Raw genomic sequence first — 570 nt, 5'->3', positions numbered from 1 at the left:
TGTATCACCTTTAATAAACTGACTCACAATACCGTGAACATAGCGCTCGACATGACCATCTTGAGTCCAAGTCATTAAGCCTGTTTGGTCAACAACAGCTTCAGGAGTCAGGCTGTCAAGTCGACTTAACAAACTCAACTTCACCTCAAAAGGGCGTGACAAACTTTCAATAAACTTGAAATCGAGGATATCAACATTGTCCAAATCTAAACGTTGCGCTTTAAAATGAAACCGTAACCCTGAGCCTAAAAGCGCCATGCGGATATCCTTATTAAAATGGGAGTTCATCTCCACCATTAGTGGTGAAGTTAAAAATCAGAGAATAAAACATTCATTTAAAATGAATGCGCTAACCTATGCTCTTTATTGATTAAACTGTGATGAAAAACATGAGCATAACTGTGCCAGTTACGCCTTCTAAGTAAACGGGAGCACCAAAGTGCCCCGCCTATTTGAGCTAAGCTAAAACATCGTTTACTTAACGCAAACAAATGCTCATTTGTTTAGCGATGTTATGCTTCAATCGGCTTACGCCAGTCATCAGAGCCAGAAGTACCTGCAACAGTATGG

General features: G+C 40.4%; 1 protein-coding gene. It reads right to left on the bottom strand.

The window, feature by feature from the left end; translation table 11 throughout:
• Positions 1-258 (bottom strand): contractile injection system protein, VgrG/Pvc8 family (locus J8L86_RS21020; RefSeq protein ID WP_247663604.1); only part of this gene is annotated, 258 nt, incomplete at its 3' end.
• Positions 259-570 lie beyond the last annotated feature (312 nt).

The organism is Shewanella sp. MMG014 (assembly GCF_018100775.1).
Lineage (GTDB): Bacteria > Pseudomonadota > Gammaproteobacteria > Enterobacterales > Shewanellaceae > Shewanella > Shewanella japonica.
Note: the sequence above shows the minus strand (reverse complement) of the source record. Positions and strands in the feature narration are given on the sequence as shown.